Genomic DNA, 25,208 nt, shown 5'->3' with positions numbered 1-25,208 from the left:
TGACATAGTATATCGTTTGAAGTTCCGGGCGCAAGGCCTAATTTGGACCCAGGCGGGTTCAGTTTTGACTCAGCTTTGACACTGCGCCGCGCAGGCGCGCCACCACGGTCTCGCGGCCCAGCAGCTCGAGCATCAGGAACAAGGTCGGGCCGTCGGTCCGGCCGGAGACCGCGGCGCGCAGGGGATGGAAGACCTGGCCGGGCTTGAGGGCCCGGCCCGCGCAGAAGCCGCGGATGGACTCCTCCAGGGGCTTCTCCGTGAAAGGCTCGAAGGCGGCGAGCAGCTCGCAGAGCCCGGAGAGCACGCCCTTGGCCTCGGGCGCGGCCAGGACCTTGCGGGCCTTGTCCGTGACCTCGGTCTCCCGGTAGAAAAAGTCCACGCGTCCCGGCACGTCGGGCAGGAGCTTGAACTTCTCGCGCTCCAGGGCCGCGACCTTCTCCAAAGAGGGGCCGGCGGGCTGCGGGATGAGCCCGGCCTTCTTGAGGAACGGCTCGGCGCGTTTGATGATCTCGGCGGGCGCCAGGGCGCGCATGTACTCGCCGTTCATCCAGCTCAGCTTGACCGGGTCGAAGGTGGCGGGGTTCTTCTGGCAGCCGGGCAGGTCGAAGGCCGCGGTCAGCTCCGCCGGGCTGAAGAGCTGCTTGGACTCCGTGTTGGACCAGCCCAGCAGGGCCAGGTAGTTGCGCAGGGCCTCGGGCAAGAAGCCCTGGTCGCGGTACTCCAGCACCGAGGTGGCGCCGTGGCGCTTGGAGAGCTTGGTGCCGTCCGGGCCCAGGATCATGGAGAGGTGGGCGAACTTGGGCGGCTGCCAGCCCAAGGCCTCGTAGATGCGCAGCTGCGCCGGGGTGTTGGAGAGGTGCTCGTCGCCGCGGATGACGTGGCTGATGCGCATGGCGTGGTCGTCGCAGACGCAGGCGAAGTTGTAGGTCGGTCCGCCCGTGGTCTTCTGGATGACCAGGTCCGGCGCCAGCCGGTTCTCGAAATGGACCTGGCCGCGGATGATGTCGTCGACCACGGTCTCGCCCTCGTCGGGCATGATGAAGCGCACCGCGGCCTTGCGGCCGGCGGCCTCGTGCGACTGGCGCGCGGCGTCGGCCAGGCGCCGGCAGGGGTCCTCGGGCACGGGCTGGCCCGCGGCCTTGGCCGCTTGGCGCACCACGTCCGTCTCCTCCTTGGTGCAGTAGCAGGGATAGGCCTTGCCTTCGGCGACCAGCTTGCGCACGGCTTCCTGGTAGGAGGCCAGGCGCTTCATCTGGTAGTAGGAGCCGTAGGGGCCCTTCTCGCGCTCGAAATCCAGGGGGCCCTCGTCCCAGTCCAGGCCCAGCCAGTCGATGGAGTCGAGGATGGCGGTGACGGACTCCGGCGTGGAGCGCACCTCGTCGGTGTCCTCGATGCGCAGGACGAAGGTCCCGCCGTGATGTCGGGCGAAGAGCCAGTTGTAGAGGGTGGTGCGGGCCCCGCCGATGTGCAGGTAGCCGGTGGGGGAGGGGGCGAAGCGGGTGCGGATCTCGGGTTGAGGGGTCATAGTGTCGAGCTCTCCAATAGTTCCTGCGCGTGCTTGCGGCTGGCCTCGGTGGCGGCGCGGCCGCCGAGGAGCTGGGCCACGGTCTCCAGGCGCCGGCCGCCGTCCAGGCGCTCCACGCGCACCAGGGTGCGGTCGCCGGCGGTCTCCTTGCGGACGTGGAGATGGGTCGAGGCGAAGCAGGCCACCTGGGCCAGGTGCGTGACGCAGAGGATCTGCCGGGACCGGCCCAGAGCCGCGAGGCGCTGCCCCACGCAGCGGGCCACGGCGCCGCCGATGCCCGCGTCGATCTCGTCGAAGACCAGGACCGGCACCCCGGAGCCTCCGGCGAGCACGGTCTTGAGCGCCAGCATCACGCGCGAGAGCTCGCCGCCCGAGGCGATGGAGCGCAGGGGCTTGATGGGCTCGCCCGGGTTGGGCGCGAGCAGGAATTCCACCTCGTCGCTGCCGCTGGCGGTGAAGCGCTCCTCCGCCTCCTCCACGCTGACGCAGAGCCGCGCGTGGGGCATGCCCAGCACCTTGATCTCCTTGGCCAGGGCCGCCTCCAGCTTCTTGGCCGCGGCCGCGCGCAGCTTGTGCAGCCGGCCGCAGGCGGCGGCCAGGACCTCGCGGGCCTGCGCCAGGGCGGCCTCCAGGTCCGCGATCCTCTTCTGGGAGTTCTCCAGGAGGTCGAGCTCGGCGGCCAGCTCCGCGCGCTTGGCCAGGATCTCGGCGACGGTGGCGCCGTACTTCTTCTTGAGGCGCGCCAGCGCGTCCTGACGGCCGAGCAAGGCGTCGAGACGGGCGGGGTCGGCCCCCACGCGCCGGCGCAGCTCGCCCAGGCGGCGGGCCACCTCGTCGACCGCGATGCGGGCGGTCTCGAGCTCGTCGCGGCCCTGGCGCAGGGACTCGTCGAAACGGCAGAGGTCCTCGATGGTCCGCACCGATTTCTGCAGGGCTTCCAGGGCCGAGCTCTCCCCGGCGTAGAGCCAGCCGTAGGCGGAGTCCGCGAGGTTGCGGATGCGGTCGGCGTTCTTGAGCAGGGGCAGGTCGGCCTCGAGCTCCTCGTCCTCGCCCGGGCGCAGCTTGGCGGCGTCGATCTCCTGGACCTGGAAGCGGTCGAACTCGATGCGCTGACGCCGCTGCGAATCCGACATGCGCGCGGAGTCGAGCTCGGCGCAGGCCCCGACCCAGGCGCGATGCAGGCCGGCCAGCTCCTCGCGCTTGGGGCCCAGCCCGGCGAAGGCGTCCAAGGCCTCGAGCTGGGCCGCGGGCTTGAGCAAAGACTGGTGCTCGTGCTGGCCGTGGAAATCCACCAGGCCCTCGCCGAAGGCGGCCAGGACCGCGGCGCCGGCCGGCCGGCCGTTGAGGGTGGCCCGGCTCTTGCCGGAGGCGTCGAGCTCGCGGCGCACGGACACGGGCGTGGGTCCCACCTGGAACTGCTCGCGCAGAGCGGCGGGGAAGTCCTCCGGATCGAAAACGCCTTCCACCGAGAGGCGGGAGGCCCCGGCGCGCAGCCAGGCGGTCGTGGCCCGCGCCCCCAGCAGGAAGCCCAGGGCTTCGATGAGGATCGACTTGCCCGCTCCGGTCTCGCCCGTGAACACGTTCAAGCCCCGGCCGGGCTCCAGGGTCAGCTCCGAGATGATGGCGAAATCGCGGACGCGCAGGCTCCTCAGCATGCCGGTCTCAGGTCTGGCCCCAGCGCAGCTTGCGGCGCAGGACCTCGAAATAGGAGTGCCCGGGATCGAGGACCAGGCGGAAGGGCTTGTCGTAGCGGTGCACGCGCACCTCGTCGCCGACGCGCAGGGCGCAGCCGACCTGGCCGTCCAAGGAGATCAGCACCTGGGGCGCCTCGCCGGGGTGGCGGGAGGTGAGCTGGACCGCGAAGGGGCTGCCGGCGGAGACGATGAGCGGGCGCTGGGTCAAGGTGTGGGGACAGATGGGGGCGATGAGGAGCACGTCGAGGCCGGGGTCCACGATGGGGCCGGAGGCGGCCAAAGCGTAGGCGGTGGAGCCGGTGGGGGTGGCGACGATGAGCCCGTCGCCGAAGTAGTCGGCCACGAAGCGCGCCCCGGAGCGGGCCTTGAGCAGGATGGCCCGCGCCTGCTCGCCGCTGCGGATGACGCATTCGTTCAAGGCCAGGTGCGGGCCGAAGACGCGGCGCTTGCCGCGCGCGACCTCCACCGCGATCATCCAGCGCTCCTCGATGAGGAAGCGGCCGCGCAGGATGTCGCGCCAGTGGCGGCGGAAGCCCGCCAGGTCGGTGCCGGTGAGGAAGCCCAGATGGCCGGAGTTGATGCCCAGCAGCGGCACGGAGAACGGCGCCAGGGCGCGGGCGGCCGCGAGCATGGTGCCGTCGCCGCCCAAGGCCACGGCCAGGTCCGCGGCCAGGAGCTCCCGGGCGCCGGCCCGGCCCCGGCAGAGACGCACCTGCACCCCTTGGCGGCGCAGGAGGGAGGAGACTTCCCGCATCATGCGCCGGGCCTCGGGCTTGGTCTCGTTGTGGAAGACCACCACGGAGCGGACGAACTGGGTCGTTCGGGCAGGCATGGCGATAGGACCTCGGCATGGCGCCCGTCGGTGGAGACCTCGACGGCGCCGGACTTGAGACGTTCGGGGATTATACTATATTGAGCCGCGCCCCTCAGGACGCGGGGCCCCTGCGGTCCTCCGAACTCGAAGCAGACCTCTTGCTCGCAGAGCCGCCAGGGCGCGGGGACCCGGACGGCTTCGCGCCAGGACAGGCGCCGCCGCAGGCGTTGCCGGGCCCGCGGCGGCCAGTCCGCGCTCAGGATCAGGCGGTCGAGTCTGGCCACGCCGCGGCTGCGCAGGGTCTTGGCGACCGCGGCGGTCTTGGTCCCGGGGTCCACCAGCCAGCGGCGGCCGTCCGCGAAGCTGACCAGCGCCGGATGGCCAGGCGGCAGGCGCAGGAACAGCACGCTCAGCTCCGGAGCGGTCAAGCGTCCGGCCGCCGCGGTCCCGGCCCATATCAGAAGGCCCGCCGCGGCAGCGGCGGCCGAGGCTTTCCAGCGGGGGACGAGGAGCAGCGCCGCAGCCAAGAGATAATAGATGAGGACCGCCGGGATGCTCATGGGGGAAAGGTCTACGGCGGCGCAAGGCAAGGAGGCGAAGGCGCGGCAGGTCGCCATGAAGAGCCTGGCCAAGAAGCTCAACACGGGGCCTGATGCCACCCATTGGCCGATCATCCAAGCGCTGAAACCGGCGGCCATGAGCAGGCCGGAGGCCGGGACCAGGACCATGTTCGCCATGACCCCCACGACCGAGCCCCGGCCGAAGGTGTTGGCGAATTGGGGCCAGAGCATGATCTGGACGATGACGCTGATGCATGCTACGCAGGCCAGGCGCCCAAGCCAGCGGGGCAGCTTTTTGACCACCCTTTGGAGCCCCGGCATGGCGGTTATAAGGCCCAGGACCGCGGCATAGGTCATCTGGAAGCCGGTATTGAAAAGCTCCCGGGGCTCCCAGAGCAAGGTTAGGAGAGCGGCCCACACTGTGGCCTGGAAGGCCCCAGAGTCGCGGCCTGACATCAGGAATATCCCGATGGCGGTTCCTCCCCAAAAAGCCCGGGTATACGGCGCCTCGGCTCCCACCATCAAGGTGTAGAATCCTCCGACGATGACGGCCAGCGCCAGGCGGGGCCATGGCGGCAGTCTGAGTAGTGTGGCCAAAAAGGCCACAGAGAGCATGACAAAGGCCACCTTGGCTCCGGACGGCACGATGAGGTGCGTGGCTCCGGCGTCCTGGATGGTCCGGTTCCAGTCCCTCCGCAGGGGACCTTTGAAGCCCATGGTCAGGCCTGAGAAAATGCGGGCTTCGTCTTCCGGGAGAGTTCTCCTGAAGAAGCCTTCCCAGGACTGGCGGGCGCCTTCGGCCCAGGCTTTGGGCAGCCAGTTCCAAGGGGGCTGGCCAAGGACTTGCAGGGTATCGGCGCTCATGATGCAGGAGGCTCCGCGGTCCTCCAGGAATGCTTCTTCATCGAATTCGCCTGGGTTTCGGGGCATGCGGGGCAGGCGCAGGCGGCCGGTCAGCTCGATCGTCATGCCGGGCCGAAGGCGGCTCCAGTCCGAGCCCTTCGGCAGGTAGGCCAGGAGCTTGCAGGGGAGGGGGCGGTTGTCCAGGGAATCGGCTCTGATGAAGACCTTTTGTCCGCGGAAGTCCTCCTTCAGGGGGGAAACGACCCGGCCCAGGACCTTGGCCTCTTCGAGCCGGTGGTAGCGCTCCAGCAGGTCGGGCGCAGGGATCCTGAAGAAGCCCCGATGATGAAGGAGCGCCAGCAGGCAGACGTATGCGAGCAGGCACAGGAACAGGGGCCGGCGCAGGTATGAGAGGGGCACATACTATATACGAGGAAGGGGGGCATTTTGTTCCTGGCGCTGGGGCAGAACGGCGACTTTGACAAATAAAAGTGTATGTTCTTAAAGCATTTTTTTGCATTCTGCCTCCAGCGCTGGAGGTAAATGATTAAAAATGTCAATAATTAAAGGATAAATCAGTTTCAAAGTCTCCGTTTGTTCAGCCACGATTTTCGAGGAGCAGCGCCTGTTCATGAAATCCTGACACCATTTACGGAGAAGCCTGGCGCCATGCTAGAATACGTCATGATTCATCTCGCCCTCTGCATTGCCGCCATCATAGCCCCGGCCCAAGCCGCTGAACTCAGGCTCACCCGCGACGACGCCTCGCGCTTCGCCAAGCTGGCTTTGGCCTGCGTGGGCAAGGAATTCCCCAACAAGCCCGACCACGTCATGAAGGACGCCGCCGACGTCCGCGGCCCCAAGTCACAGCACCCCGCCTTCTACGGCTGCTACGACTGGCACTCCTGCGTGCACGGCCATTGGCTGCTCGTGCACATCTTGAAAGAGTACCCGGACCTGCCCGAGGCCAAGGACATCCGCGCCGCTTTGAACGAGAACCTCACCGCGGAGAACATCAAGGGCGAGCTCGCCTATCTCGAAGGCCCGGAGCGCAAGGGCTTCGAGCGCACCTACGGCTGGGCCTGGCTGTTCAAGCTGGAGGCCGAACTGCGCTATTTCGACGACCAGGACGCGGTGCGCTGGTTCACCGTTCTCAAGCCTCTGGCCGACGCGTTGGCCGTCCGTTACGCGGACTTCCTGCCCAAGCAGACCTATCCCATCCGCACGGGCGTGCATCCCAACACCGCTTTCGGCCTGTCCTTTGCTTTGGACTATGCTTTGGCGGCGGGCGACGTGAAGCTCGCGGTGCTCCTGGTCCAGCGCAGCCAGGATTACTTCCTCAAGGACCGCGACTACCCCGCGGCCTGGGAGCCCAGCAGCGAGGATTTCTTCTCGCCGGCCCTGATGGAGGCGGACCTCATGCGCCGCGCCTTGAAGCCCAAGGAATTCCCGGGCTGGTTCCATGAGTTCCTGCCCAAGCTCCCCGACAACCTCCTGACCCCGGCGACCGTGACCGACCGCTCCGACCCCAGGCTCGTGCACCTTGACGGCCTCAACCTCAGCCGCGCCTGGACCATGCGCTCCATCGCCGCGGCCTTGCCCAAGAAGGATCCGGCCCGCAAGGTCCTGGCCGAGGCCGCGGCGCGCCACGCCAAGGACGCTTTGGCCAACGTGGCCAGTGGTCACTATGAAGGGGAGCACTGGCTGGCCACTTTCGCCGTCTACATGCTCTCCACGCCCCAGCCCTGAATCAGGCGATTGGGTGCCGGTGGTCAACTTACTTAACTTTTCAACTTTCGAGTGGAAAGTTAAAAAAGTTGACAAAGTTGACCACCGGCACCATATTGAAGATTCGGGCCTAGCGCGAAAGCTTGACAAAGGCCGTAATCGGACTATACTTCTCCAGTAAGCTCATTTTTGGAGGCTGTCATGAAAAGGGTATCCTCCCGCCTGATGACCTGCGGCGCCCTTCTTGGGCTCGGACTCTTGAGCGCGCCGCTGCCCTTGATCGGGCAGCTCAGCCGCCAGCCGGCGAAGGTGGCCGCGCCTTCAGGAGATTTCGCCGGCGCAGCCATCAATAGCGTCCTGAGCACGGTCTCGCCTCAGCTGCGGCTGGAAGTCGTCAACTTCCTGAAATCCCCCGACTATGATGCCGTGCGCCTGAGGCAGGCGGTCATTGCCGGCGTGCAAGCTCAACCAGTCCTGCCGCCTGCGAGCCTGAACACGCCGCAGGCCCCCGCCGGCGAGCTCGTCGCCCGTCTCGCGAACCCGCAGAGCGAGCCGGAGCGGGTAGTCCTGGTGGAGAAGATGCGCGGCCTCGGCATCGCGCTGGGTCCGTTCCTCCAGGAGCAGACCCGCGTCCAATTGGCGCAAGCGGCCGAGCTCATGCAAGCCCGCCTGGCGCCGGAGGACCAGCAAAAGCTCCAGGACAAGATGCTGGCCTTATCCAAAGCCTTGGGACAGTCCGCGCAGACGACAGGCGGCGAGCCTGCGGCTTCCGCGGTCCAGACCGGCGGCGTCGAGGAGAACAGCTTCGCGCGCCGGCTGGCGCGCCTGCTTCCGGCATCTGCCGCGAAGCGGCGCGCCGAGTCCTATCTGGCGTCGAACAAGGCCGCCATCCTGGCCATCCCAGGCGTCACCAAGGTCAGCATCGGCAGCGTCCTCACCAGCCCGGAGAGCGCGGAACAAGGGGTGATCGTCCGGTACGGCCTGGGCACGGACGCGAAGAGCCTGCGCGCCAGCCTGCCCAAGTCCCTGGACGGCGTCGAGATATCAGTCAGGCCGGCTTATTCTCCCAAGGAGGCCGCTGCCGCGTATCTGCGCGCCCATGAGGCCGAGCTCCGGACCATGCCTGGCGTCACCGAGGTCAGCATCGGCAGCGTCCTCACCAGCCCGGAGAGCGCGGAGCAAGGGGTGATCGTCCGCTACGGCCTGGGCGCGGACGCGGAGAGCCTGCGCGCCAGCATGCCCAAATCCCAGGACGGCGTGGAGTTCGCGGTCATCCCGGCCTACTCGCACAAGGAGGCCGCCGCCGCGTACCTGCGCGCCCATGAGGCCGAGATCCGGGACATGCCGGGCGTCACCACGGTCGGCGTCGGCAGCGTGCTCACCAGCCCGTACAGCTCGGAGCAAGGGGTGGTGGTCCGGTACGGGCTAGGGACGGACGTGGAGGGCCTGCGCGCGCGCCTGCCCAAGTCGCGGGACGGCGTCACGGTCGCGCTCATCCCGGCCTACTCGCCCAAGGAGGCCGCTGTCGCGTATCTGAGCGCCCATGAAGCCAAGATAAGGACTATGCCGGGCGTCACCACAGTCAGCGTCGGCAGCGTCCTCACCAGCCCGGAGAGCGCGGAGCAGGGGGTGGTGGTCCGCTACGGCCTGGGCACGGACAAGGAGAGCCTGCGCGCCAGCCTGCCCAAGTCCCTGGACGGCGTCACGGTCGCGCTGATCCCGGCCTACTCGCACAAGGAAGCCGCCGTCGCGTATCTGCGCGCCCATGAGGCCGAGCTCTTGGCCATGCCGGGCGTCGCCAAGGTCAGCGTCGGCAGGGTCCTCACCAGCCCGTACAGCGATGAGCAAGGGGTGGTCGTCCTGTACGCGATGGGCGCGGACGCGGAGAGCCTGCGCGCGCGCCTGCCCAAGTCGCTGGACGGCGTCACGATAGCTCTCATGCCGGCCGGAAAATAGCCCGGCACTGATTGGCACTCCGTGATCAGACACCCTGTCGCCCTCCTCCTGGCCGTGATGCTGGCGGGTTTTTCCTGGTTCGCCGTGCGGCGAGCCCAACGACTCTCAGGCCGCGACCTTGCAGTCCTGACCGGCCAGATGGACTCCCTGGCGTCTGATTGGGAGGCGAAGCAGGTCCCGCGGGGCCGCCGGGCCGTCACTGTCCTCTTGAGCGACGCTCAAGCCGCCTCCGACCCGCTGTTGCTGGCCCCCGCGCCGAAGAGCGGGCTTGTGGATACAGCGGGCGGCTGGATCAGCCGGAACCTCATCGGCGGCGACCCGGCCGTTGACACGCCCACCGAGCTCGCGCGGGCATTCGCGGGCTCGACTGCGCTCGTGGGCTGGACTCATGAGGGATTCTCAACGGTCAGCGAGGAGGCCATGTCCCGCGAGGTGGAGAAGGCCGTCATCCGGGCGCATGACGCGGGCGCGCAGATCGACATCGTGGCCCAGGGGCCGGCTGCCGCTCCGGTGCTCATGGCCTTGAAGCGTCTGGAGGGGATAGGGGTGAACAAGGTCGTGCTGGTGGGGATGGACCTGCCCAGCCTCAAGCGGCTGCCCTCGATCGCAGACTATGACTTCACGCGGCTGGGCGATGCGACGGAGCTTGCGAACATCTGGGTGCCGCGCGAGGAGTTCGTCAGGAAGACGCTGATGCAGGTCTCCGGCAAGGGCCGCGAGGGCGAAACGATCCGCGTCGAGGAGGTTTGGCCGGACTTGGCGGGGCGCAGCGCCTTCGCGGCGGATTTCCTCCCGTTGTTGCGGCGTCTGTTGGAGCGAGGCGAGACCCTGGAGCGGAGCATCGCGCAGCAGGAGCAGGCGCTGCGGGATGCGGCGCAGGCGCGCAGGCAGGAGGTGGAGGGACGGGCGGGCATCGAGTGGGTGATGATACCCGGCGGGCAGGTCGCGATGGGCTCCGACAAAGGCGGTGCGGGGCCTCGGCACCAAGCGGCGATAAAGACCTTCCAGCTGGCCAAGACCGAGGTGACATTCGCGCAGTACGGCAAGTGCGTGCGAGCCAAAGCGTGCTCGCCGGCGCATGTGTCTGACGGGTCGTGCAACGTGTGGACAGGATCGCGGTATCGGAAAGGGACTCTGCCCGCTTCGCTTCAGGGTGATGCCCAGCCGGTGGTCTGCGTGGACTGGGACCAGGCGCAAGCGTACGCCAAATGGGCGGGAGGGAGGCTGCCCAGCGAGGCTGAGTGGGAGTACGCGGCGCGCAGCGGGGGCCGGGACCGGGACTATCCGTGGGGCGATGAGCCCGCGACCTGCGAACGGGCGGTCATGGGCGATGGGGGCAACGGCTGCGGCCGGAACGCTTCGTGGCCCGTGTGTTCCAAGCCGAGAGGGAATACTTCGCAGGGCTTGTGCGACATGGCGGGCAATGTCTGCGAGTGGACGCAGGATTGGTTCCATGACTCCTACGCTGGCGCGCCGGCGGATGGGAGCGCATGGGAAAGCCCCGCGGGTTCCAGCCGGGTGGATCGCGGCGGCTCCTGGCGCAGCCTCCCCGAATCCGTCCGGGCCGCCTTCCGCCGCGACGACTTCCCGGATGCCCCCGGCGAATACCTGGGGCTGCGCCCGGCGAAGTCAGCAGGCCGTTGAGCGCTGGTTTGACATCGGCGGCCCAAAGACCTAGAATCGCCCTAGGTCTCAGCGGAGGTCAACCCTTTGAAGAACATGAGAAACAGCCTCGTCCCAGGACTTTGGGCCGCGCTCCTTCTGGCCGGCGCCATGACGGCCGGCGCGCAGGAGATGCTCTCCGGCGGTCCCGATGAGCAGATCGCCCAGGTCCAGACCGCGATCAAGGCGAAGGGCGCCAAGTGGGTCGCGGGCGAGACCGCCCTCTCCCGGCTCTCCGGCAAGGAATGGGGCCTGCGCGTGGGCCTGAGCATGGAGCGCCCCGAAGGTCCCGACATCCAGGTCATGATGAACGAGGCGCTCCCTCCCCGCATCGACTGGCGCGACCACGACGGCAAGTACGTGACCCCCGTCCGGGACCAGAAGCACTGCGGCAGCTGCTGGGCCTTCGCCATGACCGGGGCCCTGGAATCCAACGTCCTCCTGGCGCGCCACGAGCCGGGCAAGGACCTCAACCTCTCCGAGCAGGTCCTCGTCTCCTGCTCCTGGGTGGGCTCCTGCAGCGGCGGCATGCTCATCCCCCATTTCCTCGCGAGCACGGGCCTGCCGCCCGAGGCGGATTATCCGTATACGGCGGCCAACGGGAACTGCAAGAGCGCGGCTGCGGGCTGGAAGGACCACGCCTACAAGATCGGCTCTTGGGGCTTCGTCTCCGCCAAGCTCGCCGCGCTCAAGGCGGCTTTGGTCCAGTACGGCCCCCTGCCCACCTCCTACATGGTGTACGAGGACTTCAAGCACTACAAGTCGGGCGTCTACTCCTACGTCTCGGGCCAGAAGCTCGGCGGGCACGCCGTGCTCCTGGTCGGCTACGACGACAAGGAGAAGTGCTTCATCGTGAAGAACAGCTGGGGCCCGGACTGGGGCGAAGACGGCTACTTCCGCATCGCCTACTCCGAGATGGACAGCGTCGTCGGCTTCGGCAAGATGACCGTCGCCTACAAGACGCCGCAAGCCCGCAAGGCCGAGCTCATGTCCTCGGCTCAGGCCGGCGCCGTGGACGCGGACGCCACGCTCAAGCAGATCGAGCCGCTTCTGCAGAGCAGGCCCTAGAGCAGCTCCTCCAAAGAGCGGTCGAGCCGCTCGCGCGGCGTGGGGGTGTACTGCATGATGCGCTTGCTCCTCTGCAGGTCCGCGTCGAAGAGCCAGCGCTCGATGTAGGCGGCGAGCTTGCGGTCCATGAGCACCAGGTTGAGCTCGTCGTTGTTGCTCAGGCTGCGGGTGTCCAGGTTGGATGAGCCCACGGTGGACCAGTAGGTGTCGATGACAGCCACCTTCTCGTGCGCCATGCGGCCCTGGTACTCATAGACCTCGACGCCGGCCTGGATCAGGTCCGGGTAGTAGGCGCGCGAGCCGCGCTGCACGATCTTGACGTCGTTGTCCTCGGGCAGGACCACCTGGACCTTCACCTTGCGCCCCGCCGCCTCGCAGAGCGTCTGCACCACGTCCGCGTCCATGAAGTACGGGTTGGCGATGCGGATGGAGGTCTGGGCCGTGGCGAAGGCGCGGATGTAGGCGGCCTTGATGTTCTGGTCCGCGGCGCCGCCGCGGTGCACGACCACCCGCGTCTCCACGCCGTTGGCCGGCTCCTCGATCGTCGGATAGACGCCCGGCTCGTTGGGGTCCACCGCCCCGCCCTGGGCCCGCCACTGCTCCAGGAAGTTGTCCTGGAGCCTGGCCACGGCCGGGCCGATGATCATGGTCTGCTGGTCGTGCCAGTCCATCTGATAGCTCTTGCCGATATTCATGCCGCCGGTGAAGCCCACGTCGCCGTCCACCACCATCACCTTGCGGTGGTCCAGGTGGCCCGCGCCGAAGGGGGTCTTGCGCACGCGCACGTCCACGCCGCCGGCGCGCATGAGCGCGATGAGCTCGCGCACCGGCCCGCCGGACGGCTCGTCAGGCTGCGTGCCGTGCTCGTCGAGCAGCAGGCGCACCTTCACGCCCTTGGCCGCCTTGGCCGCCAGGCGCTCGGCCACGGCCTTGCCGACCTCGTCGCCCTGCAACTGGAAGACCTCCATGTGGATGCTGTACTTGGCGTCGTCTATGACGGCCAGGCCGGGCGCGATGACATCCGCGCCGTCTATGAGGAACTGGACCTGGTTGCGCCCCGCGCTCTTGGTCTCAGCCACGGTGTCGAGGTAGCTCAGGTAGCCGTCCCAGTCTCCGGGCACGGCGCCGGCCCGGTAGCGGGCGGAGAGGGCGCGCAGTCCCCGGGAGTCCATGACCCGGAACATCGTCGCGGTATTGGCGCGGTAGTAGACCCAGTCGAAGGAGGCCGCGTCCGGGGCCGAGCCCAGCATGCCCTGCATGGCGGCATCGCGGCGCCAGCGGTCCGGGTCGCCGCCTTCGCCGTTGTTGTTGCTGCTCCGGGACGCGGCGTCCATCAAAGTCTTGAGCATCTGGAGCTTCTCGGCCGGCGTGGCCAGGGCCCGGGCCTCCGGGCTGAGGCTCATGATGGCCCAGTCCCCGCTTTTGACCGCTGCGGCGAGCTCGCGGCGCAGGTCCGCCTCGGAGCGCGTGGGGACGGACGCCACCTCCGCGGCGGGCGCGACCGCCAGGGCGGCGCCGGAGGCGCCGCCGTCGAACAATGAGCCCACGCTGGCGGCCCCGGAGAGCGCCGGCATGCTGCCGAACTTCAGGCGGGACTGGGCCTGGGCCGCGGCGCAGGTCAGTATAAGGGAAAGGGGGACCAGGAGTCTCGACGTCGTTTTGCGGTCTATCGTCATGATGTGCCTCCTACGGGATCAAGCCGGGGAACGCCGGGTGTGGGGAGGCAGTCAGAGACCCGAAGTCAGGTCGATGAGGAGGACCATCATGTAACAGCTGTGGGCGGGATGGGTGACAGTCATGTCCTCATGAGTATACAAGGAGGGCCCGACTCATTTCAGGGGCCGTTCGGCCTTGTGCGCCCTAGGACCAAAGGCCCAGAGATCGGGGACACATTACTTAATTCGCCGAGATAAGTATTGTGTCCCCGAACTACAGGGGCGCGCGATGCAAAGTCAGGCCCAGGCGCTTGCCGTCGCGGGGAGAACCGCAGGCCAGCACCGGGAAGGGGGAGAAATCCGCCTCATTGAGCGAGGCCGTGCACAGGGCCGCGGCCGCGCCGGAGAGCTCCACCTGGACGCTGAAGTAGGGCGCCGCTCCCGGAGGGTAGAGGGCGTAGAAGTCCGCCTGGACCTGCAGAGTCCCGCCGGAGACCTGATATTCGCGCTTGAGGCGCACGGCTCGGAACTGCCCCGGCTTCTCCGGCAGCGGCAGCTCCAGCAGCACCGGGTCGTTCTTCACGATGGCGGAAGGCAGGCCGCAGTCGGGCGCGCAGTCCTGGGTCCAGACGGAGAGCAGGCCGCGCAGGCGCATGACGGCCTGGGCCGGTACCGTGGCGGGCGCTGACGGGGCCGCCGTGTGCCGCGCGGACCAGCCGGAGAGGAGCCGCTCCCAGTCCACGGCGGGCAGGCCCGCGTGGGCGGTCAGGGGCAGGCACAGGAGCAGCGCCGCGAGCAGCGGATGCATGGCCGGATTCTACCAAATAGGGCTGGGCGGGCTTACGGCTGGGCCGCTCCGAGCGCCTTTTTGACATCGTCGAGGACGCGCTTGGAGGTCTCGTCTTTCTGCTTCTTCTGGGCGTTCTGCGTCACGGGGCGGGTCTTCTCCTCGCTCTGCCGGGCGACGGCGGACACCTCGTCGGCGGAGTCGCAGTCCAGGCTGACCTCGGGCGGGGACTGGCACCAGCGGTCGGCCAGGACCGGCTTGAGGGCCGTGCCCGAGTCCTGCTTGAGGACGCTTTTTTCGGTGAACTCGTCGATCTCCTTGTCCGGGATCACGGCCTTCTTGTCGACCGCGAAAGAGCCGCCCTCCCAGCGCGGCGCCGCTTTCTCGAGCTTGGGCAGGATGGGGCTGATGCGGTTGACCAGCTTGACCTGCTCTTGGAACACGCCGGCGACCCGCTGGTCCTGCTCGCGCACCTGGCGGACCCAGTCCTTCCAGTCCTTGGTGACCTTCAGCATGTCCACGGTGTCGTCCGAGGTCAGGCTCAGTTCGTCGAGCAGCTGGCGGGCCTGCGCCAGCAGGCCGGAGGCGCGGTGCAGGTAGTCCTGGCCCTCGGCGCCTTCGGCGGAGCCGCCGGCCTCCTTGCCGTCGAAGCGGCACTCCTGGGCCTGGGCCGCGCCCTTGCAGACCGCCTCCAGGGCGGGCCCCACCTTCTCCCGGTTGAGCGCGGAGACCGACTCCTCGGCCTTGCGCAGCGGCGTCTGGCCGTGCTGGAAGGCGCTTTCGATGTCGTCGTAGGCGCGCTTGAAGCCCGTGCAGCCCGCGTCCTTGACCTTGGAGTTCACCTGCCGGACCGCGGTCTGGCGCGCGGTCTTGTTGGAGGTCTCGCAATCCGCGCACACGGCGTCCTTGCAGGGGGACTGCGCGCTGGGCTGGCAGATGCCCTGCACGCGCACGTAGAAGTCGCAGCAGTAGCGGCCCACGGTGCAGGGCTCCACGGCCCGCGTCAGCTCGCGCGAGACGTCCCGGTTCACCGAGGCCACGGAGCTGACGGCCTTGGAGTCGGCCTGCTTGCAGAGCCGGACCGCCTCGCTGAGCTTGGGCAGGACCTCAGGTCCGCCGAGGACTCCGAGCGCGCGCTGGAGGATGGCGTTGACGTCGCTGTCTTCCTCGCTCTTGGGGTCCTTGGCGAAGCGCTGCGGCTGCACGCCCTCGGCGCAGATGAGCTGTCCGCCCGCTTTGAGGTTGACCTCGGCCGCGGTCACCAGGCCGATGGCCCGCATCAGCTTCTGGGCCATGGGGTTGGCGGGCACCCCGCGCAGGTCGGAGCAGATCTGGGACAGGCTCTTCTTGCCCAGGCCGCTCATGTCCGCCCCGCTCTTGCCGGCCAAGGACGGCTTGGCGCCGGCGCCTTCGGGCGAGGAGGCCCCGCTGTTGAAATCCTTCTCGCCCTTGTCCTTCACGGGCTCGGGCCTCTCGTCCTGCGGAGGGGTCCGGGGCTCTTCCTTCTTCTCGGCAACGGGCTTCTCGCCGGCGGGGGGGCCGCTGACGGGATTGCCGGCGGGGCCCGCCGCCTGGCGGTCGAAGTCGCCGCTGACCACGTAGCTCTCGGGCGAGGCGTTGGGGTCGTAGGCGCTGGTGGCCGTCTGGTTGGGGGCCAGCTTGTTGTAGGCGGAGTGGATGGCGGAGGAGTCCAGCCTGGCCGAGGCGCGGCCGTTGCCCATGAGCGCGCGCAGGCCGTCGCGGCTCACGGCCAAGAAGCTCTGGCGCCCGGCCTTCATCCAGGAGTCCTTGGGCCGGGGCAGCCCCGACCAGGCGGAGGCGGCCGAGACGCCCGCGGCCGCGGCGCGCGAGAAGGAGTCCAGCCAGCCCGTCTTCGGGACGCGGCTTTGGTCCAGGGCCGGCAGGGGCGCCAAAGCGGAGGGCTGGACCGAGGCGTCCGGGCCCATGGCGAGCCCCGAAGGGTCGCGGCTGTCCAGGGCCTGGCCCGAGGCGGCCGCTTCCTCCGGCGCGGGCAGGGCGCCGCGCCAGCCGTCCTCGCCGGCCGGCTGGGTGGAGACGGTCCAGCCCAGCCTGGAGGGCAGGCCCGAGACCTGCACGGGCGCGGCCGGGAAGATGCCGGCCGAGGCGTCGCTCCGCGCGGCCGGGCCGGGGAAGAACTGCTGGGAGGCCGGGACCAGGAACAGGACGCCGGCGCCGGCCAGGAGGAAGGACAGCTCCCGATCCTGGAACCGGGTCAGCCGCTCCAGCAGGGACAAGCCGCGGGGGCGGACCGCTATGCCGGGCTTGCGCTCCTCGTCGCCCATCCTAGGCCGCGTACTGCCCGAGCACGCGCAGGATCTCCACCATACCCAAGGTGTCCTGTCCGCAGTACTCGCGCAGGGCGGCCATGGTCTTCTTGGCCTGGGCCGCGGAGAGCTTGCCCGCCATCAGGGATTCGTAGGCCAGGAAGGCCGCCACCCCGTCGCCGATGTCGAGGTGGTCGTAGTCCATGCCCGGGACCAAAGCGGGCAGGACCGCCTTCATGGAGGCGCTGCCGCGCATGTCCGGATGCATGAAGAGGCTGGTGCGGAAGGGCACGGCCAGGTCCCAGAGCCGCTTCTGGACGCCGAGCAGGGCCTTGGCCTGGCGCGGGAAGGCCTCGGCCAGCTCCGCCAGGCGGCCGCCCTCGAAGCTGGCGTTGTAGACCACCACCGAGCCCTTGGGGCCTATCTTCCCGATGAGGAAATCGACCATCGCCGCCCGGGGGTCCGACTTCGGGTCGCCCAGGAATTCCAGATGCTCGGCCTTGCCGTCGGGCTCGGCCTGCACGTGCAAGGAGGCCTGGAAGGGCAGGGCCTGGAACGGGCGCAGGCCGTCGTAAGGCGGGATGGCCGGCGCCACGGTCTCGAAGTCCAGGTAGTGGAGGGGGTAGGCCAGGCTCTGCAGGCACTTGCGGATGCCCGGTCCGTCGATGTGCGGCTCGCCGGTCTTGGCCACCCGGACCTGGATCTCCTGGGCGTCCGTGAGGCCGAAGTCGGGGGGGATGTCCTCCAGGCGCATCACGCCCAGGTGGCGCAGCTCCGTGATGGTGCCGAAGTCGGCGCGCTTGAGGTCGTAGACCGAGTAGTCGGGCACGTGCTTCCAGCAGAAGTCCCGGAAGTCGCAGTCGTAGGGCGAGCTGCAGTGGGCGCCGATCTCGACTTCCGGCAGCACGCCTTCCATGGTCGCCTGCATGGCCGCGAGCTTGGCGGGCAGCTCCTTGAGGTGCGGCGCGCAGAGCGCGGAGACGTCCTGGGTGCGGAAGAACTTGTGCGGGTCCACGGGGCCTTTGCGCACGTAGGCGTTGTCCACGTGCATGAGCAAGGTCCGGCGCACCTTGAGGCCCGAGCCTTCGACCGCGAAGCGCTGCGCGGCCACGTCGGGCAGGTAGACCTCCTTGACGTCGGTGGAGGCCTTGACCTCGATGAGGTCCCAGCCGCCTTCGTCCCGGACCAGGATGTCCGGCCGCGCCAGCAGGTCGTCGTGGACGAAGGCGGGCTCGAAGAGGGCGGATACCCCGGTCTGGAGGGCCGACTGGGTCTGCTGGAGCGCCTCGGGGATGTGGTCGTGGTCCGCGGCGATGAGGATGCCGCCCGGGAAAGCCCGTCGCGCCAGCTCGCCCACGGCCCGGCCCTGCTCGAAGATGCGCTGCAAAGCGGGCGAGACCGGCACGCGCAGGTCGGGCCGGAAGTGATGCAGCCACAATGATTTGAGGCACTGCAGGCCGCGGATGTACTGGGTCTTGGACAGGCGCATGGGCATCAGGCGCTCCGTTGGGACTCCACGAGCCCGGCGGCCTGGGGCGCGGCCAGGGACACGCCGCGGGTCAGGCTGACCTCGAAGTCCGACAAGCCCTGGCGGGCCTCGTCGAGGTTGGCCTTGGCGTTGCCCATCTGCTTGGAGGCTTTGTCCACGGCCTCGCGCACCTCGTGGAAGCGGGTGAGCAGGCCCTGCAGGTTCTGGTGCAGCTCCTGGGCCTTGTTCTGGAGCTGTTTGCCGGCCATGGCCACCATGACCAGGCGCAGGTAGGGGTAGAGGGTCTGGGGCGAGACCAGGATGACCTTCTTGGCGCGCGCGTAGCTGAAAAGGTCCGGGCCGGCGTCCTCGCCGGTCTTGAACTCGGTGATCTCCATCCACAGGCTCTCGGCCGGCACGAAGAGGAAGGCGAAGTCGTGCGTGCCGCGCTCGGGCCGGATGTACTTGGCGGAGATGTCCTCGACCGAGCCCTTGATGGCGTTGAGGAAAGCGGTCTTGTCCTTGCGCGCGTTGGTCTTCTTGAACTCCAGGAACTTGTCGATGTGGGCCTTGGAGTCTATGGGCAGCCAGCGCTCCGCGATCTTGACCGCCGCCTCGACCTTCTCCGAGGCGCCGGGGTCGGGGCTGTAGGGGAACTTGAGGTCCTCGTGGGGGAAGATGTTCTCCAGGAGGGACTGGAGGTGCACCTCGGACTGGGGGCCGCGGCGCTGGGGAACCAGGAACACGTCGCGCAGCTCGGAGACGGTCTGCAGGCCGGCGATGAGCTGGCCGGTGGAGTTCTGCAGGCTGTCCAAGGTGGCGCCCGCGGCCTTGAGGCGCTCGCCGAGCTGGCCGGTGACGGCCTGGATGGAGGCCACGGCGGAGTCGGTCTTGTTCTGGAAGTCGGCTTTGGTGGACTTGAGCTCCTCGCGCACCTGGCGCAGGGTGTCGTCCTTGTTCTGGTCGATCTGCTGGGGCAGGGCTTCGGCCTTGCGGGTGCGCTCGTCCAGGCGGACCATGGTGAGGATGACCCAGAGAACGAGGGCCAAGGTCACGACGTTGAAGACCACGAGGGCGTAGAGCATGGCAAGAGGATGATAATACCCTTCCGAACGTAAGTCAATGGGGCTGACAACTTGCTATAAAATGGTCCATGGCGCCCCGCATGCTGATGCTGCACAAGCCGAAGGGCTACGTGGTCACGCTCTGCGACGAGAAGGGGCGCAAGACGGTCTACGACCTTTTGCCGGATTGGGCGCGCGCCGAGGGCTGGATGCCGGCGGGCCGGCTGGACCTGGATTCGCGGGGGCTTCTGCTCTTTGCCAAAGAGGGCAAGGTGCTTGACGCGCTGACACGGCCGGGGCATCTGCTCAAGACTTACGAGGTCTGGGTGCGGGGTTTGGTGACGCCGGAGCATGTGCGGCAGGCTTTGGCGGGGGTGGAGACGCCGGAGGGGCTGTGCCGGGCCCGGGAGGTGGAGGTGCTGGGCCGGGCGGGCCCTAAGACTCGGGTCCGGGTGAAGCTCGACGAGGGGAAGAACCGGCACATCCGGCGGATCTTTGGGGCGCTCAAGGACCCGAAGTTCGGGACGGCGCTGAAGGTGCTGGAGCTTAAGCGGGTGGCCGTGGGGGGGCTGGAGCTGGATGTGGCTTCGGGGCAGTGGCGCTTCCTGAGCGACGGGGAAGCGGCGCACCTGCTATAATTGGTTGGCCATGGAACACGAGCCGACCAAGCGCACCGGCGGGCTTGCCGCGCTGTTGGCGGGGCTGCTCATCGCGGGGTCGGCGGTGGGGGTGATGTTCTGGCAGCTCTCCCAGAAGGAGAAGCCGGTGGCGGTGAAGATCGGGCTGGATTCGGTGGCGCCGGGGCAGGCGCAGTCCGCCGCGCCTTTGGCTGAGCCGCAGTCGGGGTTGGATTTGGTCAATCCGGGGGACTTCCCTGGGTCGGCGGCTCCGGCCCCGGTTCCCGGCCAGCAGGCCGCGGTTCCTGTTGCTCCGCCGCCTGCGCCTGCGGCGGGGGGGGCGGCTGTTTCCGCTTTTACAGAGGCGGTGCGCAAGAGCGAGGCGAAGGCGCGGGACTTGGCCATCCAGTACACGCAGCGGTATCCGGCCATCCATCAGTACGGGCGGGACTGGATGCATTATCCGGACCTTAAGAAGCTCAACGACGACTACATGAAGGACCACGACCCGGTGAAGTTCCTGCGGGGGCTGGCGGGGTCCAAGAACTTCGTGGAGTTGGGGGCTAAGTACGCGGCCGATCCGGCGGTGCGGGCTTTCGTCAAGGACGCGCTCAAGCAGGCTCCGCGCGATGTGCTGGCGGCTTCATCGGACCTGCTGGTGGAGGATGGTCTGCTGCGGGCTTTGGTGGCGGACGCGGGGAAGGCGTTGGGTCTGCCGCAGGATTTTACGGATGGGCTGGCGAACTACGGGAAGGCGCAGCCGGCGGCGGGGCAGGCTAAGCCGGGGCAGTGAGCCCTGTCGGTCAGCCGCCTTTTCCTGCCAGGCTGTTGATGGTGTCCCAGACGACACTGACCACGGTGTGAACGGCTCCCGGCTTGATGCCCAGGCGGAGCTCGCCGCCGGGCCTGGGGTAGAGATAGTAGTAGGGTGAATCCGGCGGCGCGTGGAGAGTGGGGTTGCTGATGGCCTTGGCGCTGCCGAAGCGGTCGGCGACCTCGCCGGGGGTGATGGCCAGCGCTGGGTCGATGTCTACGATCAGGATTCCGCGCGCCGCGTTGGAGCCGACGCGGACTTCGACTCGCCGGAAGACGCCGTCAGGGAGCTTGGCCTCATAGATGACGAAGTATTCGTTTCTCTGCGTCTCTTCGTACTTCGGGCGCAGGCCTAGGACCTTGGCGACTTTTTTGAGGTCGAAGGATTTGAGCTTGGTCAGGGCGTCGATCTTGTCGAAGAGCCGTTGCAAGGCGGCGGCTTGCTGGGGCTGGCGTGTGGGACGTTTGGCGTCGTGAGCGGCGTCCCATTGGTCGCCGGCCCGGCGTTCTAATTCGTCACGGTTGGTGGACATGGCGGGGCTCTCCCTGGCCTTGAGCGGCGGGGCCGTGATGAGAAGGATGAGTGCGGCCAGAGCGATGGCGCGGACTGGTTTGGGGAGCTTGCTGGTGTCCCCTATGTCCCTGGACGTTTTTGTCACCTATCTCCCCGGCCGTTCACAGGGGCCTCATAGGGTAACATGCTCCCAGATATCGCACCGACCGCAAACTTCCCCTGAATGTGCATTGAGCCAACAGTTTGGATATGGATTGTGCCCCTGTTTTCTCGCCTTGCCGTAGATCTTCCAAACTAGCACCGGGCTCTCAGGCGTACCGCACTCGCTACTCAAGCCGATCTCAATTGAAAGCATGGGCTGATCGATTCTCTCTATTTCGACGCCCTGCGAAAGGCCCTGCGAAAGCCATTTTTGGCGAGCCATGGATGTCGCCGTCGCAGAACTGACTGAGGGAATGCTATTCAATGTCCATGAACGGGTATTAATTCCCAACGGCCGAATGAATAAATCGTCCCCGGAAGGGGCCGTGGCCCCATGAGTCCACAAGGGGTAAGTGTGGATGTACACGCCGTTCCATCTTTGTACCGCCCAAGTCCCCGACGAAGTTTGTCTGCCTGGGAATATGGTTTGAGGGTCAAGGCCAAACATGGCCGCATTTTGTCGCACGAATTCCGGCCATTGTCTTAGGATTGCAGATTTCCGCTTCAACTGAATGTCTGTTACGGATGCATCGGCGTTAAACGGGTAGTGGTGCCCGCATTTAAACCCAAAGTCTCCCCAACGCGGATTCGCCCGCGCCGCTTCGATCGCGGTTTGAACAGACTTCTGGCAGTCAGCCAGATTATTGCTGAGAGGCTTCAAATCGCGAGTCGACCAGTAGGGGAGATACAAAGCCCGCAGCTGTCGCGGCCGAGCTTCTTTTGCTCGAGGTCTTTGCCGAACCGCAATGGCTGCGAGCAGCAAGATGAATATTGCGCCGACGACGATAACGCGGTTCCCAATTTTCATGCTACGTTATCAAGCTTTCGCCATTCCGCACAACGCGACGGTCTGCGGCGCGCGCTATTAGCGCGCCGCAGAGGCTGACCACATGTAGGGCGCCGCGTGTGCGCGCGCCCGCAACTCCGGATGTTAGATTGCCTCAATCGATTGGAAATTGCTGAACCTTGGAAATGGTCTTAACGGGGACGGGGAGAGGGCCGGACCCTAGGACGACGGCAAGGTCACGGACCTCCTCCCGACTGAACTGTCCATCAATAATCAATGACCCTTGCTTGATGGGCCCTTTGATCCTAGGAGCGGTATAGACCAAACCGTCCAAGACGAGTGCCATACGTTTGCCGACGTTGGCGGCAGTGACCTTCTCCAGTATGTCGGCGCCATGACTATTGAACTGAACACTGACCCCACGCTGGCCAGCCGCACCGTCGGGCATGCTGGCCGCGCTCTTCAAATCCGAACCCGTCAATGGGGTTTTGCCTCGGACAAGATAGGGAGTCCCATCTTTCTCCCGAAGCAATGTATCCCCAGCAGGGATGGGCTCGGCTGAATTGGCCTCCTCACCGATGTGAGAGAGCGCCTTCTGCGCAAATGGTGAATCGTCGATGAGTCGGAACTCGAGCACCCCCGGCCGTGATATCACTGTCTTTAATTTCTCCAAATCGTCGACGCCGCGCACCTCGATCCGCAGCCGGTTTCGTCCATCGCGCTCGAAGACATGGGCAGATTGAAGGTATTGAGTGAGCCGCCGTTTAATGATTTCAGCCGCTTGGGTTGTCGCGGAATCCCGATCCGCAGACGAAGGTAGTCGGTCCACATCGAACTCCACCGTGAGACGGGTGATCGCAGACCTCTTGAGGATTGACTTCTCAACCGGGTAGACCAATATGAGACAGAGAGATGCGCATGCGATGAAATGTAAAATCTTTCTCAGGTTCGTTGTCTCACGATTGCTGCGTAGGCCGAGGGTCGGCGGACGCTCGCTGCCGCCCGAAGCCCCGCCTTTCCCCCGCCCGCGAAGGAACTGCATTCTGGTCAAAACCAAGAATCCGGTGCAGATGCCGATGTTGAGAACCTCCGAGACCCTTAAGGGCATGCCAGCGACAATCCCGATTGCATCGGAGTAGCGTTGAGCGATATGCTCGGCTTCCTTCTGCGCCATCCCAGCCGATCTCATGAACTGGTCCATGAGCGATTGTAAATTGCTAAAGCGAGGTAGGAACCCCGGCGTAAAGCAGTAAGCCAGCGATAAGATGGCAGCTCCGACAAGAAGCCACCAAGTCTGCCTCAGGTGGCCTTGGATCACCCATGCGGCACCGAGTATTCCGAGCAAGAGCACACAAATCTCGTGGACTTGCCACCAAGGGCCCATGATGGACCCGACGTTTACGGGCAAGACACAGCCAAAGGCGAAACGAGAGGCCTTGCCGTAGGCGATCGAAAATGACCACACAAGAATCACCAACGGCGCGAATTGAAAGCGGTTGCTCCAATCAGGCTTTTGGTTACGGCTCACGAAAGTTGCATGGACCTGCTTCGATAGCAATGCGGAGACTATGAAGGCCAACATGGCCACTTTCGCCGCCAAGTAGCAGAACGCGAACGTAATGGCAAACGAGCCATACGGACCGGGAATCTTCTGGCTTTGCCCCGCACTGACGGCCATCATGATGATGTTTGAAATGAGCTCGGGGAGACAGATGAGGCCCAGCGATATCAGCAACCCTCGTGCCCAGTGCCGGAATCTCATGCAGCCCCACCCCATGGCAATCAGCACCAGCGCCGATCCGATCTCTTCGAGGCCGAAGAACAAGGACAATGTTGCCGACGACTTTCCGGCTAAGAAAGCAGCCACTATTGCCCAAAGGAATTTCCCGCAGCCACCGAGAAGACAGAGGACACCGATGAGCCTTACAAACCCCGGGCGTTCGTCTGTGGCGACGGTTTCATTCATGGGATTCTCATCGGGGCAATCTAACGCCGGGGCCTACGGCGCGCGCTATGTGCGCGCGGCGTTGGCCCACCTGACCGGGCTCCGCGCATGCGCGCGGCCGTAGAGCCCGATGTTAGGTGGACTTTTTGCATTTCGTTTGCCATTCTCATTTCTGTATGGCCTTGTTTGGGATGCCCACATTTACAGTGAACGGATCGCTCTTCGCGTGCAGATTGGAATAGCTCACATCCCCAGACTTGGTCATCCGTGTGCATTCGAATCCGCACTCCACGACGAATTCGTAGTGACCCGGTGCATCTAAGACCCAATCATCGTCGATTCGCATGATCTCGACCGGAGTGCCGTACATGCCACCGAGAGCATTGTTGTTGTCCCACGGATGGACCACTCGATGTAGACCGCTCTGATCCTTGGTGGGTCTTATATAGCAGAACCGTGGGCCACAACGGAAGGTCGCTTTGCTAAGATTCAGGAATTGGCATTTGACACGACGTGCATCCTCGGGATGGTTGGGTACGTCTTCAAGGGGTTCAGCCACAATACGGACCTTTGGTCGATTTGCAAAATGCATTAGGGCCCCTATAAGCAGCGAGAGCAAAACGATTCCGAGCACCAAGGCTAATATCTTACGCATCGCTCTATTGAGTATGCTTACCTACTGACGTTCTCTTGCGAAATCGGATGCCCCTAAATAGTTCCACCTAACGCTGGGGTTTGCGGCGCGCGCTATGCGCGGGCCGCAAAGGCTGCCCCCACGTTGGTGTTCCGCGCTTGCGCGCGGCCGCAATACCCGATGTTAGGCAGACTTTTTTTCTGTTTGGCACTACCACTTCCTTTCGAGGGGAGCTCGCACGTGCTTGAGTCGTTCATCCGTCCATGGGAAATCATGTACTTTTAAAATCTGACCATGCCGTTTGGATACCGCGTCGAATGCTTCGTCTGTGAAATTCCAGCCGGCGACAACTATGTGTTGAGATGAGTCGGCTGGGATCTTCTTGAGTGCTCTTTCGACTAGGTTCGAATGGACCGTTTCATCCATGCCGCAGTCAAAAAGGACAAGTGCGTAATCTCCCTTCCCGCGTTCGACCAATTCAGCGAATTCGGCCAACTGATGCGGCAACGAGTGGATTAACTTCTCCCTTTTCAGGTGTTGCTGAACTCGTCCTTTCTTCATGTCGTTGTCGTCTAATACTGCCTAACG

19 protein-coding genes are annotated in these 25,208 nt (G+C 66.2%); 6 read left to right on the top strand and 13 right to left on the bottom strand.

Annotated elements, in window-relative coordinates; translation table 11 throughout:
* Positions 1-58: 58 nt before the first annotated feature.
* Genes gltX through NTY77_18810 form a run of 4 tightly spaced genes read right to left on the bottom strand, consistent with a single transcriptional unit; the run spans position 59 to position 5,856 of the window.
* Positions 59-1,525 carry a glutamate--tRNA ligase gene (gene gltX / locus NTY77_18825; GenBank protein ID MCX5797549.1) on the bottom strand — a complete coding sequence of 489 codons (1,467 nt, stop codon included), beginning with the start codon at positions 1,523-1,525 and terminating at the stop codon, positions 59-61.
* Positions 1,522-3,180 (bottom strand): DNA repair protein RecN, encoded by a 1,659-nt coding sequence (gene recN / locus NTY77_18820; protein ID MCX5797548.1) that lies wholly within the window; start codon positions 3,178-3,180, stop codon positions 1,522-1,524. The genes gltX and recN overlap by 4 nt, the downstream gene beginning before the upstream one ends.
* Before the next feature lie 7 nt (positions 3,181-3,187).
* Complete coding sequence (locus tag NTY77_18815; GenBank protein ID MCX5797547.1) at positions 3,188-4,051, bottom strand: NAD(+)/NADH kinase; 864 nt, start codon at positions 4,049-4,051, stop codon at positions 3,188-3,190.
* The gene (locus NTY77_18810; protein ID MCX5797546.1) at positions 3,973-5,856 is read right to left on the bottom strand and encodes a ComEC/Rec2 family competence protein; all 1,884 of its coding nucleotides are present in this window, start codon (positions 5,854-5,856) and stop codon (positions 3,973-3,975) included. Before NTY77_18810 ends, NTY77_18815 begins: the two co-directional genes overlap by 79 nt.
* A gap of 264 nt (positions 5,857-6,120) precedes the next feature.
* On the opposite strand from NTY77_18810, the gene NTY77_18805 reads away from it, so the two are divergent.
* The 4 genes from NTY77_18805 to NTY77_18790 all read left to right on the top strand — a co-directional run bounded on the left by NTY77_18805 (position 6,121) and on the right by NTY77_18790 (position 11,850).
* Positions 6,121-7,185 carry a DUF2891 domain-containing protein gene (locus tag NTY77_18805; protein ID MCX5797545.1) on the top strand — a complete coding sequence of 355 codons (1,065 nt, stop codon included), beginning with the start codon at positions 6,121-6,123 and terminating at the stop codon, positions 7,183-7,185.
* Between the two features lie 180 nt (positions 7,186-7,365).
* The gene (locus NTY77_18800) at positions 7,366-9,120 is read left to right on the top strand and encodes a hypothetical protein (protein ID MCX5797544.1); all 1,755 of its coding nucleotides are present in this window, start codon (positions 7,366-7,368) and stop codon (positions 9,118-9,120) included.
* A 21-nt stretch (positions 9,121-9,141) separates the two neighbouring features.
* Positions 9,142-10,764, top strand: a complete 1,623-nt coding sequence (locus tag NTY77_18795; protein ID MCX5797543.1) for an SUMF1/EgtB/PvdO family nonheme iron enzyme — start codon at positions 9,142-9,144, stop codon at positions 10,762-10,764.
* A 75-nt stretch (positions 10,765-10,839) separates the two neighbouring features.
* A complete protein-coding gene (locus NTY77_18790; protein ID MCX5797542.1) occupies positions 10,840-11,850 on the top strand; it encodes a C1 family peptidase in 1,011 nt (336 codons plus the stop codon).
* On the opposite strand, the gene NTY77_18785 is transcribed toward NTY77_18790, so the two are convergent.
* The 5 genes from NTY77_18785 to rmuC all read right to left on the bottom strand — a co-directional run bounded on the left by NTY77_18785 (position 11,847) and on the right by rmuC (position 19,130).
* Entirely contained in the window at positions 11,847-13,526 is a 1,680-nt protein-coding gene (locus NTY77_18785) for a phosphatidylserine/phosphatidylglycerophosphate/cardiolipin synthase family protein (GenBank protein ID MCX5797541.1), read from the bottom strand. The genes NTY77_18790 and NTY77_18785 overlap by 4 nt on opposite strands.
* 253 nt (positions 13,527-13,779) lie before the next feature.
* Entirely contained in the window at positions 13,780-14,313 is a 534-nt protein-coding gene (locus NTY77_18780; GenBank protein ID MCX5797540.1) for a hypothetical protein, read from the bottom strand.
* A 32-nt stretch (positions 14,314-14,345) separates the two neighbouring features.
* Complete coding sequence (locus NTY77_18775) at positions 14,346-16,595, bottom strand: hypothetical protein (protein ID MCX5797539.1); 2,250 nt, start codon at positions 16,593-16,595, stop codon at positions 14,346-14,348.
* Position 16,596: 1 nt separating this feature from the next.
* The gene (locus NTY77_18770; protein ID MCX5797538.1) at positions 16,597-18,072 is read right to left on the bottom strand and encodes a DUF2779 domain-containing protein; all 1,476 of its coding nucleotides are present in this window, start codon (positions 18,070-18,072) and stop codon (positions 16,597-16,599) included.
* Positions 18,072-19,130: a DNA recombination protein RmuC gene (gene rmuC / locus NTY77_18765; protein MCX5797537.1), complete on the bottom strand. Its 1,059-nt coding sequence runs from the start codon at positions 19,128-19,130 to the stop codon at positions 18,072-18,074. The genes NTY77_18770 and rmuC overlap by 1 nt, the downstream gene beginning before the upstream one ends.
* Positions 19,131-19,198: 68 nt before the next feature.
* Between rmuC and NTY77_18760 the strand changes: the two genes are divergently transcribed.
* Both NTY77_18760 and NTY77_18755 read left to right on the top strand, forming a co-directional pair.
* Positions 19,199-19,747, top strand: a complete 549-nt coding sequence (locus tag NTY77_18760; protein ID MCX5797536.1) for a pseudouridine synthase — start codon at positions 19,199-19,201, stop codon at positions 19,745-19,747.
* Between the two features lie 10 nt (positions 19,748-19,757).
* Complete coding sequence (locus NTY77_18755) at positions 19,758-20,519, top strand: hypothetical protein (GenBank protein ID MCX5797535.1); 762 nt, start codon at positions 19,758-19,760, stop codon at positions 20,517-20,519.
* A 10-nt stretch (positions 20,520-20,529) separates the two neighbouring features.
* Here the strand turns inward: NTY77_18755 and NTY77_18750 are convergent, their stop codons facing one another.
* From NTY77_18750 to NTY77_18735, 4 genes are all read right to left on the bottom strand, one after another.
* Positions 20,530-21,198: a hypothetical protein gene (locus NTY77_18750; GenBank protein ID MCX5797534.1), complete on the bottom strand. Its 669-nt coding sequence runs from the start codon at positions 21,196-21,198 to the stop codon at positions 20,530-20,532.
* Positions 21,199-21,225: 27 nt separating this feature from the next.
* Entirely contained in the window at positions 21,226-22,062 is an 837-nt protein-coding gene (locus NTY77_18745; protein MCX5797533.1) for a hypothetical protein, read from the bottom strand.
* Between the two features lie 133 nt (positions 22,063-22,195).
* Positions 22,196-24,007, bottom strand: coding sequence for a hypothetical protein (locus NTY77_18740; GenBank protein ID MCX5797532.1), 1,812 nt, complete (start codon positions 24,005-24,007; stop codon positions 22,196-22,198).
* An 823-nt stretch (positions 24,008-24,830) separates the two neighbouring features.
* Entirely contained in the window at positions 24,831-25,181 is a 351-nt protein-coding gene (locus tag NTY77_18735) for a hypothetical protein (protein ID MCX5797531.1), read from the bottom strand.
* Positions 25,182-25,208: the final 27 nt, after the last annotated feature.

It is taken from the genome of Elusimicrobiota bacterium (assembly GCA_026388095.1).
In the GTDB taxonomy this organism is placed as follows: domain Bacteria; phylum Elusimicrobiota; class Elusimicrobia; order UBA1565; family UBA9628; genus UBA9628.
The sequence above is the reverse complement of the archived record's forward strand: the minus strand, read 5'-3'. Positions and strand labels throughout refer to the sequence as shown.